Genomic DNA, 13,258 nt, shown 5'->3' on the forward strand with positions numbered 1-13,258 from the left:
CTGCCCCGCGGCAGGTCTTTTTACATTCAAGCGTGATGCAAGGCTTGCTGCTTAATGCGCCGACTCTTTGCCGCTAATGGCAGCCAAGGGTACATCTTTGAGCAGCGCCGCCAACTCGACTGCAGAGCGTACGTGCAGCTTGGTGTAAATGCGGGCACGGTGGACTTCCACCGTTTTGATACTGATCGCCAGCGCATCGGCAATCTGTTTGTTGAGTTTGCCTGCCAGCAATTCGCTCAGCACTTCACGCTCGCGTGGCGTCAGTGCATCCAGTTGATCCGACAACGATTGGCGCGCCTCCCATTCCCCACGCAGGGCGACGTCCTGCTCCAGGTAAGCCTGGACTTTGCTGACCAGCACCCGGTTGTCACAAGGCTTTTCCAGAAAGTCGGTTGCGCCTTCTTTTACGGCGGCGACAGCCATAGCCACATCGCCATGGCCGGTCAGGAAGATCACTGGCGGCAGGTATTCGGCGGTTTTGATCTTGTTGAACAATTCCAGACCGCTCATGCCGGTCATGCGTACGTCCAGCACCATGCAGCTGAAATCTGCCGGGCCGGCTTCCGCCAGAAAGCTTTCGGCGGAATCGAAAGCAATCGCTGGCCAGCTGCGGGTTTCAAACAACAGGGTTAGCGCATCGCGTACTGCAATGTCGTCATCAATGATGGCAATTGGTCGCATTATTCGGTTTCCTCGGTCAGTGCCGTACTGATGGTTAGCGGCAATTTGCAGATAAAGCGGGTACCCCCGCCCGGATTTGCCTCAGCCAGCAATTGGCCTCGATGTTGCTCAATCACCGAACGGCAGATATTCAAACCGATACCCATACCGTCGGGTTTGGTGGTGTAAAACGGCTGAAACAGTGAGTCTGGCGACGCCAGCCCCGGCCCGCGATCAGCCACGACCACCTCTAGCGATTCATCGGTGGCTGTTGCCGAAACCGTGATTTCACGTGGTGCGTCACCATCGGCGGCGGCCATGGCTTCCAGACCGTTTTTCAACAGGTTGAACAATACCTGTTCCAGCATCACGCTGTCGCCCTGAAATTCGGGCAGTGAGTCTGGCAGTTCCACAATAACTCGCGACTGCGTCTTACGCACCACAGGTTCGAGCAATTGCAATGGCACCGACAGCAATTCCGCCAGGTCGCAGATTTCCTTGCGTGGCGCCCGTTTGGCGGCAAAATCGCGAATCCCGCGGATGATCTGCCCGGCGCGGCGCGCTTGCCCGCCAATACGTGTGAGCACATCGCCCGCTTTTTCGACCATGGGCGTTGGCGTAGCCAGCATCTCTTCTGCTGCCGCGGCGTAACTGCTGATCGCTGCCAGTGGCTGATTCAACTCGTGGGCCAGACTGGAGGCCAGTTCACCCATGCTGATCAGACGGGCGGTGTGCTGCAGTTTTTCACTCTGCAAGCGCATTTCTTCGGCTGACTGACGCACATCGGTGATATCCGCAGCGATATCCAGCCAGACTTGGCGCCGATCCACCCATTCGATCCGTCGCCGTTGCACGTGATACCAGCGGCCAGTAATCGGATCGCGTGATTCGGCGGCAAGCGAGTCATCCGGAATCAGCGGAATCAAACAACACACGGCTTCATCGCGCAGCGGGAACAGGTCATCGTGGTGACGATTGCGATACAGCAATTGACCACTTTGCTCGTCAGTTACCGACACGGCAGCTTCCAGCCCTTCCAGTACCGTGAGTAACTGCTTGCGTGATGCCGCCAAAGCTTCGCGCTCGCGGCGGATTTCGGTGACGTCATACAACGACGCCATCCAGCCGCGATACTCACCGCGCCCATCCACCAGCCGTGACGAGTACAAACGCACATCAAAGCGCTCGCCATTTCGCCGCATAAAGCGCAATTGATAGCCATTCTGCGGTGTCTGCCCTTCCAGGATGGCGCGGTAGGCGGCAGCACAGTTTTCCAGTTCTTCGGGCGGCCAGTAAGGCATGGGCGGAATATGCCCCATTAACTCGGACGCACTCCAGCCCACCATGTGGCAGAACGCCGGGTTCACATAGATGATACGACCATCGCGATCCATGGCCCGCAAGCCAGTGGTTAGCGAATCTTCCATCGCCGAGCGAAAACCCATTTCGTCGCGCAAGGCGACCTCGGCGGCCTGGCGTTCCAACATGCGCCGACGCAACATGGCCAGCACCCACCACAACAAGGTGAGCAGCAAGAACACGGCCCCCAGCAACCAGGCCTGGCTACTGGCGCGTGGGTTATCGCGCACACTGGCGCGCAACTTGAGTTCGTGACCCAGCGGGTCTACGCCGACGGTTCGAGTCAGCAACGAGCCGGGCATAACCGTGGCGTCGAGCGGTGCCACCACATGACCTTGGTCGTCCAGCAAGGCCAAGTCGTAACGCTGGATCATCCACCAGGGAATACGCAGCCGCAGCAATTCGGGCAGCGAATAAGTCGCCACGACCATGCCGGCATAAACAGTGGAATGGTAGTACGGCACTGCCAGCACAATCACAGGCTGATCGCGGATGATAACGTTACTGTAAACGGCATAACCCAGCGTACTGGCGCCATCCACGGTCTCGAGCACTTGCTCGTCATCAAGCGGCACCAGGCTACTGGGGCGCGAGCTATACACTGGCAAGCCACCCATGCGATGCCCCGCCGCATTCAGGTATTCCACCGACTGCATTTCCGGATTGTCTTTCATCAACGCGTCCGCACGAGCGTTGAAATCCGTATCGTTGATGGCATTGGCCGCCAAGCTATAGGCCAGGTTTTCCAGCACATTCTGATTAGTTTGCAAATGCAGCCGCAGGCCCTGCTCCTGCCACAGCAGATCCTGCGCCATGGTCATATCGCGGGCGGATTGGGTTTGTCGCTGATCCAGCCAGGTATAACCAGCCAAGGCAACCAGCACGAGACCAATGGCAACGTGGGCAACCAACCACGGCAGCATGGCGTGCCAGGGAAGTAGAAATCGGGGTAAGCGCATGGGCGAAGAATATACCTGTTTATCGCAAATTTGCCTTTACGGACTTACACCTGCATCCCCGGGGACCCAAAACAAAACGCCACCTTGCGGTGGCGTTGGAACTTGCATATGCGGCGTTATCAGTTGCGATTGTTGCCACTGAATGCCATCAGGATATTCAGCAGGCTGATAAAGATGTTGTACACGTTCAGGTACAACTGCAGCGTTGCCGTCACATAGTTGGTTTCACCACCGTTCACGATGCGGCTGACATCCATCAGGATGTAGGCCGAGAAAATCATGATGGCAATGGCCGAAACCGCCAGCGAGATCGCTGGAATCTGGAAGAACAGGTTAGCCAGCGAAGCCAGGATCAGCACCACGACGCCCACGAACAGGAACTTGCCCATGAACGAGAAGTCTTTCTTCGTCACGGTGGCGATACCTGCCAGGGTAAAGAAGATGGCAGCGGTACCAATTGCGGCTGTACCAATCATGGCCGGGCCGTTGGCAAAGCGCAGGGCGACTTGCAGTATTTGCGACAGCCACAGACCCATAAAGCCGGTGTACGCCAGCAACAGAACCACGCCCATGGCGCTGTTCTTGGTCTTTTCGATGGCAAAGAACATCCCGAAACTCACGCCCAGGAACACAATCGCGCCGAACATCGGGCTCATTGCAAACTGCATGGAAATACCCAGCAGCGCACCGGCGGCGGTGGGCAGCATGCTCAGGGCCAGCAGGAAATAGGTGTTACGCAACACCTTGTTGCGCTCGACGGCTAATGCCGTGCCGCCGTATTGGGCGGTGGTGTAATCCATAGTGTCTTCTCCGTTTCTGATCAATCGAGCGGTTGGCTCGTACTGCTTAAGATGAAGGGATATGACAAAAGTTTCAAGTCAAACGGTACTTTTTGCCTGAATCAAATATTTTCGAACCAGCGCGCAACCCCTTCGGCCAAGGCTTGATCCAGCGTTGCGGGGGACCAGCGAGGCTGATTATCCCGATCAATCAACCTTGCACGCACGCCTTCTCGAAAGTCGCCATGTCGCACACTATGCTTTGCCGCGAGGGTTTCCATGGCCACTACGGCATCGTAATCCATGGACGCGGCACGCTGTGCCAGCGTCCAGCTCAGGACCATTGAACCCGGAGAACCCGCCTGCATATTGCTCATCGCCTGTTGCAGCCAGCGACTCTCACCCCGATACGCCTGAATTCGCGTGGCGATGGCCGCCAGATCGTCACCGCAGACCATCTCCTCGACTTGCTCGCTCACCGGCTGCCATTGCGCCTCAGGCAACGGGCAAGGCGTGGCTGCGCTTAATGCACTCAGCAACTGCGACAACATTTGCGCATCGACCTGTGCTTGCGCCAGCCACGGCATTTCCTGCAGTCCCTGCAATAGCGATTCGAATCCGTTGGCTGGCAACGCCCAGTCAGCGGCTCCGGCGGCGACGGCATCTGCCGCATTCAGTTGGGAGGCCGTCAGATAAAGCATGCGCCCGACATTGTGGTGCAAATGCCCCAGCCAGCTACTCGCCCCTACATCCGGGAACAGCCCGATGCCAATTTCCGGCATCGCCAGCACACCGGTTTCGGTCACCACTTTATGGCTCGCGCCTGCCAGCAGCCCCCAGCCGCCGCCCATGATCAGGCCATTGGCCCAGGCGAGGACAGGTTTGGGATAACGATGCAGATCACGGCACAGCGCGTATTCACTGGCAAAGAAGTCGTCCGCCTCGCCAATCCGGCCCGGCTCGGTCATCGCGTAATACAGGGCTTTGATATCACCGCCCGCACAGAAGGCTTTTTCCCCAACGCCGCGAATCAGGACCAGCACCACCCTGTCATCGGTACGCCAAAGCGCCAGTTGCTCGCGCATCTGGTTCACCATGAGCAGATTCTGCGCATTGAGCGTGCCGGGAGTATCCAGCAGAATTTCGGCGATCCAGGCGCCGTTATGCGTGGGAACAAGCTGGAAACGAACCATGGGTTTTCCGTAAAAACAATTGATCTGCGGGATGGCGAGCTTACTTTGCCTTGGCGGCACATGCATCCGGGATGTTACTCACCATCTTGTTTCAGTCCATAACAGGGCCATCCCCAGTCCAATAAAAAACGGCGCAAAGCGCGCCGTTTCAGGGGGTTAAGCCGAGTCAGGGCTTATTGGACAGAATCCGGGAATTTCATGTCGGCATAACGCACAAAGCGCGTTTTGCGGCTAAAGCGATAACCAGCCCAGATCACCAGGAACAGCGGCAAGCCAACATACGTTGCCACTACGCCAATCCAGTCGATGCGGTCCTTCAGGAAAGCCTCATAGTTCTGACCCAGAGTAATGGCCAGGCATAGAACGAAAGCGAAGATCGGCCCCCACGGAAAGAACCCCGATTTGTACGGCAGCGCGTTCAAATCACGCCCTTGCGCTACGTAACCCTTGCGGAAACGATAGTGGCTGATCGCGATACCTAACCAGGCAATGAAACCGGTCATGCCCGATGTATTGAGCAGCCACAGGTAGACCTCTTGCTTGCCGAACATGGACGTCAGAAAACACAACCCGCCGACAATGGTCGTGGCATACAAGGCATTGCGCGGCACGCCACCTTTAGACAATTTGGCAAAGATTCTGGGCGCTTTGCCATCTACCGCCAGCGTGTACAACATGCGGGTGGAGGCGTACATGCCCGAGTTACCGGCCGACAACACGGCGGTCAGAATCACCGCATTCATTACCGCCGCCGCAAACGCCAGTCCGGCATGCTGGAACACCAGCGTGAACGGGCTAATGGCAATGTCGCTCACTTCGTTCTTGAGCAGACGCGGATCGGTGTAGGGAATCAGCAAACTGATAATCAGAATGGCGAAGATATAGAACAGCAGAATCCGCCAGAACACCTGCCGTACCGCACGCGGAATGTTTTTGGCCGGGTTTTGCGATTCACCGGCAGCAATACCGATCAATTCGGTGCCCTGGAACGAGAACCCAACCACCATCGCCACACCAATCAACGCAGCAAAGCCTCCGGCAAACGGACCATCGCCCACGTTAAAGTTATGGAAACCCGCCGTTTCGCCGCCCTTGATGATGCCGAAAATCATCGCCAGACCCAGCGCAATGAAAATGACGATGGTCACGACTTTGATCAGCGAGAACCAGTATTCAGCCTCGCCAAAACCTTTGACCGAGATGTAGTTCAGCAAGAACATGATGCCGAGGAAACACGCGCTCCAGATCCAGCCTGGCGTACCCGGGAACCAATAATTCATCACCAGTTGTGAGGCAACCAGATCCACCGCAATGGTCACCGCCCAGTTGTACCAGTAGTTCCAGCCCAGCGCGAAGCCAAAGCCTTCTTCTACATAATGGGCGCCGTAAGTGGCAAACGAGCCGGATACCGGCATGTACGCCGCCAGTTCACCCAGGCTGGTCATCAGGAAATACACCATCAGGCCGATCAGCGCGTACGCCAGCAAGGCACCGCCTGGACCAGCTTGCGAGATGGTGGCGCCAGAGGCCACAAACAGCCCGGTGCCGATGGAGCCACCGATGGCAATCATCGTCAGGTGACGGGCTTTGAGCTGGCGCGCCAGGCCAGTCTCGGGCGCGGCGGGGATTGCGGGGACATCTACCCGGTTATTCATGCTTGCGGCTTTGTTCAAAAAACGAAGGGCGGGATTGTAACAAACCCCCGCCCTTGCCGCCTCGTAAATAGCTGTATATCTGGTGATATATTGCAAATCGGTGCTTTCACACCGGGCTTGTTCAGCCCGTGCCACCCACCGTCAAACCACCGTCAATACGCAGTGTTGGCTGACCGACACCTACCGGCACGCTCTGGCCTTCCTTACCGCAAGTACCCACACCTGGATCAAGCGCCATATCGTTGCCGATCATCGAAACGCGAGTCAGCACGTCCGGGCCGTTGCCGATCAGCGTGGCGCCCTTGACCGGATATTGCAGCTTGCCGTCTTCTACCCACCAGGCTTCAGACGCCGAGAATACGAATTTGCCGCTAGTAATATCGACCTGACCACCGCCAAAGTTCACCGCATACAAACCGCGTTTGACCGAGCTGATGATCTCTTGTGGGTCTTTATCGCCGCCCAGCATCAGCGTGTTGGTCATGCGTGGCATCGGCAGATGCGCGTACGACTCGCGGCGGCCATTGCCGGTCAGTGGCATGTTCATCAAGCGGGCGTTCAGGCTGTCTTGCAGATATCCACGCAGAATGCCGTCCTCAATCAGCGTGGTGCGGCTGGTCGGATTGCCTTCATCATCCACATTGAGCGAGCCACGGCGATCCTGGATGGTGCCGTCGTCGATCACCGTCACGCCTGGTGCCGCCACGCGCTCACCCAGACGGCCCGAGAACGCGGAGCTGCCTTTGCGGTTGAAATCGCCTTCCAGACCGTGACCAATGGCTTCATGCAGCAAAATGCCGGGCCAGCCGTTGCCCAGCACCACGGTCATCTCACCGGCTGGCGCGGGGCGTGCGGTCAGATTAAGCACCGCTTGTGCCACTGCGACCTGCGCGTAGTGATTCACCACATCGTCGGTGAAGTAACTGTAATCAAAGCGACCACCGCCACCCGCGCTGCCCTGCTCGCGCTGACCGTTTTCTTCAACGATGACGTTCAGAGACAAACGCACCAACGGACGGATATCGGCAGCACGATGCCCGTCATGCCGCGCGATATAGATCACGTCGTATTCAGACGCCAGGCTCGCCATCACTTGCACCACGCGCTTGTCGGCAGCGCGGGCAGCGCGTTCGAGTTTTTCCAGCAAGGCGACCTTTTCGGCCTCGTTCAGACTGGCCAGCGGATCAATCGGCCGATACAAGGCGTGGCCTGCACCGGTTTTTACCAGCGCGGCCGAACCATTGCCGCCTTGGCGACCAATCGCCCGTGTGGCGCGCGCCGCTTCCAGCAAGGGCGAAAAGCCGATTTCATCCGAATAGGCAAAAGCGGTTTTCTCACCGGAGACCACCCGCACGCCCACTCCTTGGTCAATCGAAAAGCTGCCAGATTTGACGATTCCTTCGTCCAGGCTCCAGCCCTCCGAGCGCGTGCTCTGGAAGTACAGATCGGCGTAATCCAGATCGTGCTGCATCAATTCGGAGAACACGCGGTCCAGTTGTTGTTCATCCAGGCTATAAGGCGCCAGGAGGGTGGATTGCGCGGTTTGTAGCAGACTCAAATGGCTCATGCCGATATCGCTCTGAAAAATGACGGTCAATGGAACAACATGCCATCGCCCATGGGGTTTGACAAGGCGTGGGCTGGACTAAGTTTTGTGGTGGCTACAGCCGGGCAGGTCTGCAGCTCTGGGGATGACCGCAGGCGGACGGCGAATTGGCCGCGCCGAATCCATCCTACAAAATGCGATGACGCAATGCAGGCAATATCCGGCGCACGCGCTCACTCTGGCTGGCTTTCAGTTCAGCGATTACCACGCCGTTGCCGTTGTCACGTTGCGCCAGAATCTGGCCCCACGGGTCAACGATCATGCTGTGGCCATGCGTTTCGCGCCCGGTAACGTGCATGCCGCCCTGCCCCGGCGCAACAAAGAAACATTGGTTTTCAATGGCGCGCGCGCGGATCAGTGGCTCCCAGTGGGCCTTGCCCGTGGTGGCGGTGAAGGCCGAGGGCAAGAACCAGATATCCACTTCACCCGGCGTGCGAAACAGCTCAGGAAAGCGCAGATCGTAGCAGATGCTCAATCCCACCCGACCAAATGGCGTCGTGAAAGTAACGACCTCGTTGCCCGCTTCAATGGTATCGGCCTCGGCAAAATGCTCGTCGCCATTGTCAAAACCGAACAGATGAATCTTGTCGTAGCGTGCCGCCAGATTGCCTTGCGGGTCGTATACCAGCGTGCTGTTGCGCACTTTGTCGGGCACGCTGGCCTCCAGCGGCACCGTTCCGCCCACCAGCCAGATGCCGTGTCTGGCGGCGGTTTGTGCCAGAAAGTCCTGAATCGGCCCGTTCCCTGGCATTTCGCGCACGGCAATCTTGTCGCGCGGATCTTTACCCATGATGGCAAAGTACTCCGGCACGGCCACAATCTGCGCCCCTTCTGCGGCGGCTTGGGCGATCAACCGGCCCGCGGTAGCCAGGTTTTCACTCACCACCGGAGTGGAAATCAGTTGCACTGCGGCGGCAATCACCGTTTGCATGGCGAACTTTCCTTAACAGGACCAGTTATCGAGATCAGGGCGTGCGGTGTTTCTGGATGATCGACGGCAGCAGCTGCGAAACGTCTTCCACCTTGCGAATCTGCGGGTCGCGCATGCTGCCGGTAATATCATATTCATAGGCGATCAACTGCCCCAGCGGGTCTTTCAACGCCCGTTGCAGCAGAAAAGCGGCAACGCCAGCAATCGGGTTGACGATGGTGGTCGCCACCGCAACCGAATCGCCAATCACCGGCACAATGCGTACGCGCAAGTCTTGCGTGCCTGCTTCAAAGTTGGCCGCGCCGCGGAACAATACCTGCGCTGCTGAACCGGTAATCACCAGGTTTTCGGTACGGGCTACGCCTCGTTCAATCGCCGCATCGCCCTTGATGGTATCGAACTCGAAGCCTTGCGAAAACACGTCGCGAAAATCCAGCTGCACGCGGCGGGTGAGCGATTGCAGACTCAAAATGGACAGCAAGCGGCCCGCGCCCGGATCAATCCGCGCAAACTGCCCGGACTGCACGTCCATATTGATATTGCCCTGCATGCTTTGAAAATCGGGCGGGAATGGCTCTCCATCCCAGGCAGCTTCACCGGAAATTTTGCCCGGTGCCCGCCTGAGGGTATCCGGATAACCAATCCGTGCCAGGAACTTGCCAAAGTCATCGCTACCCAGGCTGAACTTGCCCGACACCCGCGATTTGCCATTGCTCTGCCGCCACACGCCGCTCATGTCGAAATGGCCGTCAGGGTTATCCAGGCTCACGCTCTTGAGCGTCCAGGCGTCACCTTGCTGTTCGCCCTGCACATCCAGCTTGCCCAACTGCAAGGTTTTGTAGCGGAAATCATCGATGCTCAGGTCAATCGCCGGCAAGGAGCGAATCGGTGAGGTTTCGGTCGGTTGATTGCCGGATGCAGTGGTCAGTGGCAACAGCACCTTGCTCATGCGTGCGGTGAGCTTGCCTTTACCCTGGCCACTCCAGGCGAACTTGCCGTTTAGTTCGCGACTGGCCAGTTCGCCCTGCCAGCTCTGTGCACCCGGATAACTGGCTTTCAGATGCACGTCATTGAGTACGCGGCCCCAGCCGCTAAGACGGTCAAAGCTCAAATCCACACCGGCCGGGCCAGCGGAGGAAGACGACGCTGGCGGTGCGGCTTGCGCTACGGTCTGGCTTGCGGCATTCCTGTCGCTACCGCGACCTTCTTTGTCCCACAATTCGTACCATTCTTGCGCATTCAACTCTGGCCAGCCGCCGCTAACCAACATGCCTGGTCGCGCCGGCATGACTGCATTGGCAGAACCCAAAACCAGATTGCCGGTCAGCGCCCCGCCCTGCGGCTGACGCATGACCAGTTGCAACAGATGCTCCCAGGTCATATCCAGTTCGTACCCGGTTTTGTCACCAGCGACTCGCAAACGCAGTGAGCGGGATACATTGGCGGCTTTGCCCACGGGCGCAGGCAGATCGATCACCGTGCCACTCATGGGCGAGGTCAGTGTGACGTCGAAGCGGTCATGGCTGGCGGCGATCTGGCCTTGCCAGCCCATCATTCCGTGCAAACGCGTAGCCAGTGGCAGATCAAAATTATGGGCAACATCGGCAAGCTGACTTTTGCCGTTCAACTGCAGCTTCACCACGCCATCTTTATCGGATGTGCCACTAATCTGTACTGTACCGCCCAAGGCTTGCCCGGAAACATCGCGTACGGTGAGACCGCTCTCGGTAAACAGTAATTGCCCGCTGGTTGCGGTTATCGGCGGCACATTGCCCGCAAAATCCAGCATGTTGTCAGCAAAATGATACGAACCATTCACCTTGGTCTGGGCCATATTGGCCAGCGGAATATCCAGCTTAAGTGTCAGGTCGCCCTTGCCTTCAGCTTTCAGACCATCGATATACGCCGCCATCGGGCCATGCAGCGGTGTCGCCTTGATGTAATCCAGAAACCCCGTTGTGCTGTCTTGGGCTTTGCCATCAACCAGCACATGCGGATGCTCCAGGTCTGGGATGGATACTTCAACGTTATTGAGCTGCGCATTGTGGATTTGCGCTTGTGGTGCGCGGATCAGCATCGATTTGCCATGAAAATCGAGCGTGCCATTGATATGCGTAATAGCTGGCCAATCGCTGGCGAATTGCAGCGTGGTGTCCTGGGCGCTGGCAGTAATGCGGAACTGCCCGGCTTTATCATCCGGGAACGGAAAGTCGTGTAGATTGCCGTGCACCAGAATCTTGCCGTCAAACGCGCGCCCGTGTTTGAGCGAGCCTTTGAGCCAGGCCAGCGTTTCGTCACCCACCACACGCGGCAAATAAGCGAAAGCGCGCGAAGCCTCCAGCCCCTTGATATCGCCGTCCAGATCCAGTTGCCCCAAACCGCTGTCCGGCCAGAAATATTTGCCAGCCACGCTGACATTCATGTCTTTGTTGTTAAGCCGAACGGTATCCAGCGAAATGTTCCAGCCGTTGGCCTGGCGTTGCCAGTGCGTGGCCACATTCAGCAAATCCAGGCGAATGGGCTCTACAAATTGTTGCGGGTAATTGAATACAAAATTACTGGAGACCAGCTGGGCTTTGCCCCCAGCTTCTGTGAAATCGGCCTGGATATTGGCTGGGCCCAGCTCTGGCAACACGCCTGGCCACTGAACGGCCAGATTGGCCAGGTCGATGCTGCCTTTGTAATGCGCCGGTTTGTCCCAGTCCCCTTGCCAGGCATAACTCGAATTGCGCACATCGCCAGCAAGCTGGCCGTCCGGGATGCGCTCCAGCAATGCCGCTGGCAATGCGCTGCGTAACCCGGCCAGATGATCCAGCTTCAAACCAGACAGCGAGATATCCTGCTTGCCGGATTTATCCTTGCCCCAGGTAAACCGGCAGTTATTGCACACTACGCCATCGCGGGTGGCGATCTGGCGGCCATCCAGCCGCATTGCAGACTTGCCGCCTTGCTCGGTCCAGTGCAGGCGCGCATCAAACCGGGGCAGTTCCAGAGAGCGGCTACCGTATTGGGCCAGCAACGATTGCGCCACGAGATCAACATCAGCGCCGGTCAACTGTCCCTGACCAAAACTGAAATCGACTGACCCACCCGCAGTGCCGGATTGCACGGCGAATGGCAAAGCACCCGCCGGCAGATACCGCCATAAGCTATCCAGCGCAATTTGCGGCGCCACAATCCGCGCGTGCCCGGACCACGTGGCCCACTTCCCGACGTCGCTCCCGTACCAGACGCCGCCCAAGGTAAAGGACTGGCCGATTGAGGATGGTGGTGTTGCGCCGATAGTGAAGCTGTGGCGACCAAACAGCGAGCGCACATGCAGCTGCACGTCACGCGCTTGTACTGGTGGGGCGTTGGTCAGCAGGTCAGTGTAATTGAGTGTGCCACCGTTGATATCCAGCTCATCCTGGTTCAATACCCAGTTCATGAAACGGTTATCGCTAGTGCCTTGTCCAGCCGTGAGGGCAAAACCGCCGACATGCCACAAACCGGAAGCGTCGCGCGTGACTTCCAGCGCCGGCGCCGCCAGCGACAAGCGGCGAAAGATGATTTCTCCGACAAAAATCGAGCGCCAGGCCACGTCGGCATCCAGTGCATTCAAATGCAAAGCCGGTGTGCGATCGCGATTCAGGACGGTGAGGCCATCAATATGAAAGCCCGGGCGCATGCCGTGCCAGCCACCGGAAATGCGGCCTAGCTGGATCGGGCTGCCAGTTGCTGCGGCAAAACGGCCTTCCAGCATAGGGCGGAACTGGTCCAGTCGCGGCAACAGATAAAATTGCCATGTCAGCGCGAGCACGACAAACAGCAACGCGCCCGCCAGCAGCAGGCGCAGCAACAAGCGATAATGCCAGTGGACAAAACCCTTGATGCGCGACCAGGCGGACGCCAGCAAGGGTTTAATAGAGATCGAACGAAATGGGGTCATGCACTACCCGGTGGCCCGGTTCAAAAAAAACAATATCAAAAAATGAGACTGCGCCAACTGGCTTTTTCCTGCTGCGAATCTGCTTGCAACAGCGCTAATCGCCGGTGACCGCAGTTCTGGCATTGGCCCAGGTTGTGCTACGGTGTCGCTTCGGCATTCTACCCGAACGCGTTCAAGCCCAAGAGATT

General features: G+C 57.9%; 8 protein-coding genes. All 8 read right to left on the reverse strand.

Annotated elements, in window-relative coordinates; genetic code table 11:
* Positions 1 to 51: 51 nt before the first annotated feature.
* The 8 genes from N7220_RS04500 to N7220_RS04535 all read right to left on the reverse strand — a co-directional run bounded on the left by N7220_RS04500 (position 52) and on the right by N7220_RS04535 (position 13,070).
* Complete coding sequence (locus tag N7220_RS04500; RefSeq protein WP_283150271.1) at positions 52 to 681, reverse strand: response regulator transcription factor; 630 nt, start codon at positions 679 to 681, stop codon at positions 52 to 54.
* On the reverse strand, positions 681 to 2,942 hold the full coding sequence (locus tag N7220_RS04505; protein ID WP_283150272.1) for a PAS domain S-box protein: 2,262 nt from the start codon (positions 2,940 to 2,942) through the stop codon (positions 681 to 683). Before N7220_RS04505 ends, N7220_RS04500 begins: the two co-directional genes overlap by 1 nt.
* 155 nt (positions 2,943 to 3,097) lie before the next feature.
* On the reverse strand, positions 3,098 to 3,778 hold the full coding sequence (locus N7220_RS04510) for a Bax inhibitor-1/YccA family protein (protein WP_283150273.1): 681 nt from the start codon (positions 3,776 to 3,778) through the stop codon (positions 3,098 to 3,100).
* A gap of 101 nt (positions 3,779 to 3,879) precedes the next feature.
* On the reverse strand, positions 3,880 to 4,950 hold the full coding sequence (locus N7220_RS04515; RefSeq protein WP_283150274.1) for an enoyl-CoA hydratase/isomerase family protein: 1,071 nt from the start codon (positions 4,948 to 4,950) through the stop codon (positions 3,880 to 3,882).
* Positions 4,951 to 5,123: 173 nt separating this feature from the next.
* Positions 5,124 to 6,605, reverse strand: coding sequence for an amino acid permease (locus N7220_RS04520; protein ID WP_283150275.1), 1,482 nt, complete (start codon positions 6,603 to 6,605; stop codon positions 5,124 to 5,126).
* Positions 6,606 to 6,726: 121 nt separating this feature from the next.
* The gene (gene tldD, locus N7220_RS04525; protein WP_283150276.1) at positions 6,727 to 8,172 is read right to left on the reverse strand and encodes a metalloprotease TldD; all 1,446 of its coding nucleotides are present in this window, start codon (positions 8,170 to 8,172) and stop codon (positions 6,727 to 6,729) included.
* A 166-nt stretch (positions 8,173 to 8,338) separates the two neighbouring features.
* On the reverse strand, positions 8,339 to 9,142 hold the full coding sequence (locus tag N7220_RS04530; protein ID WP_283150277.1) for a carbon-nitrogen hydrolase family protein: 804 nt from the start codon (positions 9,140 to 9,142) through the stop codon (positions 8,339 to 8,341).
* Between the two features lie 34 nt (positions 9,143 to 9,176).
* Complete coding sequence (locus N7220_RS04535) at positions 9,177 to 13,070, reverse strand: YhdP family protein (protein WP_283150278.1); 3,894 nt, start codon at positions 13,068 to 13,070, stop codon at positions 9,177 to 9,179.
* Between the last annotated feature and the right edge of the window lie 188 nt (positions 13,071 to 13,258).

This window comes from Silvimonas soli (assembly GCF_030035605.1).
GTDB classification, from domain to species: Bacteria; Pseudomonadota; Gammaproteobacteria; order Burkholderiales; family Chitinibacteraceae; genus Silvimonas; species Silvimonas soli.

Excerpts from the sequence above, each read along its gene's own strand:
- N7220_RS04520 (WP_283150275.1), bottom strand. The coding sequence starts at position 6,605 with ATGAATAACCGGGTAGATGTCCCCGCAATCCCCGCCGCGCCCGAGACT.
- N7220_RS04505 (WP_283150272.1), bottom strand. The coding sequence starts at position 2,942 with ATGCTGCCGTGGTTGGTTGCCCACGTTGCCATTGGTCTCGTGCTGGTT.
- N7220_RS04500 (WP_283150271.1), bottom strand. The coding sequence starts at position 681 with ATGCGACCAATTGCCATCATTGATGACGACATTGCAGTACGCGATGCG.
- tldD (WP_283150276.1), bottom strand. The coding sequence starts at position 8,172 with ATGAGCCATTTGAGTCTGCTACAAACCGCGCAATCCACCCTCCTGGCG.
- N7220_RS04515 (WP_283150274.1), bottom strand. The coding sequence starts at position 4,950 with ATGGTTCGTTTCCAGCTTGTTCCCACGCATAACGGCGCCTGGATCGCC.
- N7220_RS04510 (WP_283150273.1), bottom strand. The coding sequence starts at position 3,778 with ATGGATTACACCACCGCCCAATACGGCGGCACGGCATTAGCCGTCGAG.
- N7220_RS04530 (WP_283150277.1), bottom strand. The coding sequence starts at position 9,142 with ATGCAAACGGTGATTGCCGCCGCAGTGCAACTGATTTCCACTCCGGTG.
- N7220_RS04535 (WP_283150278.1), bottom strand. The coding sequence starts at position 13,070 with ATGACCCCATTTCGTTCGATCTCTATTAAACCCTTGCTGGCGTCCGCC.